The organism is Blautia faecis, from assembly GCF_027662325.1.
In the GTDB taxonomy this organism is placed as follows: Bacteria; Bacillota; Clostridia; order Lachnospirales; family Lachnospiraceae; genus Blautia_A; species Blautia_A faecis.
In genome coordinates, this window is record NZ_JAQDKY010000093.1 from 1 (window position 1) to 2,454 (window position 2,454).

2 protein-coding genes are annotated in these 2,454 nt (G+C 41.6%); both read left to right on the plus strand.

Annotated features, from left to right (window positions below):
- Nucleotides 1-391: 391 nt before the first annotated feature.
- Nucleotides 392-1,816: an amidophosphoribosyltransferase gene (gene purF / locus PGQ38_RS19195; protein WP_148462806.1), complete on the plus strand. Its 1,425-nt coding sequence runs from the start codon at nt 392-394 to the stop codon at nt 1,814-1,816.
- A 262-nt stretch (nt 1,817-2,078) separates the two neighbouring features.
- On the plus strand, nt 2,079-2,306 hold the full coding sequence (locus PGQ38_RS19200) for an HPr family phosphocarrier protein (RefSeq protein WP_204452243.1): 228 nt from the start codon (nt 2,079-2,081) through the stop codon (nt 2,304-2,306).
- Nucleotides 2,307-2,454: the final 148 nt, after the last annotated feature.

Sequence of the window (2,454 nt, forward strand, 5' to 3'; positions counted from 1 at the left end):
TAGTCCAGCTTTGCTGGACACACATAAAAGAAAAAGGCGCCTTGGATACATTTCTGTATTCCAAAGCGCCTTTGCTTTATGTTCTGTAGTATACTCAAAAAAAAACAGATGTCAATAGTTTTTTTGAAAAAAATTCCAAAAAGATTTTGCGGTTGACTGAAAAAAGTTCTTGCTCAAATTAGGATAGGCATACTTGACAAATAGGTTTCTTCCATTATAATTTTTGTTCAGAGCCAGGCAAATTTACAGTAAGATATGTGAGCGTGCTTGCATAACGATACGTCCTTGGCTGTAAATTTATTTGGCGATACGCAAAATCGACGAAATGGGATGCATTTCTGAGATTGGATTTGATCATTAAAATAAAACTCAGTACCGAGGAGGAAAACAAATGGCAGAGATTAAAGAAGAGTGTGGTGTCTTCGGAATCTATGACCTGGATGGAAATGATGTGACGTCTTCAATTTACTATGGTCTGACTTCTTTGCAGCACCGTGGTCAGGAAGCCTGTGGCCTGGCAGTATCGGATACTAAGGGACCTATTGGAAATGTTAAGTTTCACAAAGATCTTGGACTGGTAAGCGAGGTGCTTCGCGAGGATACACTCCATAAGATGAGTGGTGATATCGGAATCGGACATGTACGCTATTCCACAACAGGAGCATCCGTTGCAGAGAATGCACAGCCTTTGGTTTTATCTTATGTAAAAGGAAGTCTGGCACTGGCACACAATGGAAACCTTGTTAACACTGGGACACTGAAATGGGAACTGATCCAGAGCGGAGCAGTTTTTCATACCACCACTGACTCAGAGGTGATTGCATTTCATGTAGCCAGAGAGCGGGTACATACCAGCTGTGTAGAGGAAGCGGTCCTGAATACAGCCAGGAAGCTGCAAGGCGCATACGGTCTTGTGATCATGAGCCCCCGTAAGCTGATCGGAGTCCGTGACCCCTATGGCTTAAAGCCTCTCTGCCTTGGAAAAAGGGACAATGCTTACGTGCTGGCTTCCGAGAGCTGTGCACTTACTTCTGTAGGTGCCGAGTTTATCCGTGATATCGAACCTGGTGAGATGATTACGATCAGCCGCAAGGGCGTGAAGTCAGACATGACGCTTGCAGATACTGTGAAAAAACGTGCTCACTGTGTTTTTGAATATATCTATTTTGCAAGACTGGACAGTACCATGGACGGTGTAAAGGTTTATGACGCACGTATACGTGGCGGTAAATCCCTTGCAAAATCTTATCCTGTGGAGGCAGATCTTGTCACCGGCGTTCCGGAATCCGGTCTTCCTGCTGCCAAAGGATTTTCTGAAGAATCTGGTATTCCATTCGGATTTGCATTTTATAAGAACTCTTATATCGGAAGAACTTTTATCAAACCTACTCAGAAAGAGAGAGAATCCAGCGTTCATCTGAAGCTGAGTGTGTTGGATGCTGTTGTAAAAGGAAAACGTATTGTGCTTGTGGACGACTCTATTGTCCGTGGAACCACCATAGCAAACCTGATTCGCATGTTGAAAGAAGCAGGCGCTCTTGAAGTACACGTAAGGATCAGTTCTCCGCCATTTTTACATCCATGCTATTTCGGAACCGATGTGCCAAGTAATGACCAGCTGATCGCGGCGCAGCACTCTACAGAAGAGATCTGTAAGATGATTGGGGCAGATTCACTTGGTTATATGGAGATTGATTATTTGGAGGGCATGGCAGGTGGACTTCCTATTTGTAAGGCATGCTTTGACGGAAAGTATCCGATGGTAATTCCAGATGAGAATAATTTACAAAATGATTTTGAAATTCATAAGATATAAGAGAAATAATTTTGCCTGTGCAGGTTGTCTCAGAACTTCCACAATAATAAAATAGTGCATAACTACCAATATACCGGTTGCATATTTGTGCAATCGGTATATTTATTTCTGAAATGTTACAAAAAAGTGTGAAAGAAAAAACTTGACAAATATCGAGACTTGGTGCATAATTTGCCTCAATCAAGGGAAAACGTTTTCGAGAGCCTTTGATTTTGATAGAAAAGGAAACTATAATTCCTGTAAAACAGAAAGGGTGATAACGATGTGTCAGAAGCAGATTAAGCTGAATGCGAAGGAAGATGTTCAGGAATTCGTAAGGGCAGCAGGTAAATGTGATTTTGACATAGATGTTTTCTATAACAGAATCATCATTGATGCAAAATCCATTCTGGGAGTTCTGAGCATGGATCTTACAAGGGTTCTTACTGTACGGTGCCATGGCGAGAGCAAGGAATTTAACCGTACATTACAGAAGTTTGCAGTTGCCTAATTAAGTAGTTGCAAACTGGCACCTTTTAAGGTGTCCATAAAATCGTAAAAAACAGATATTGCCGGGAACGACTTGAAATATGAGACAGCATGGTATCCCGACAGCATCTGTTTTTTTTATAACTCAAATTGCTATTTAGTGTGTTGAA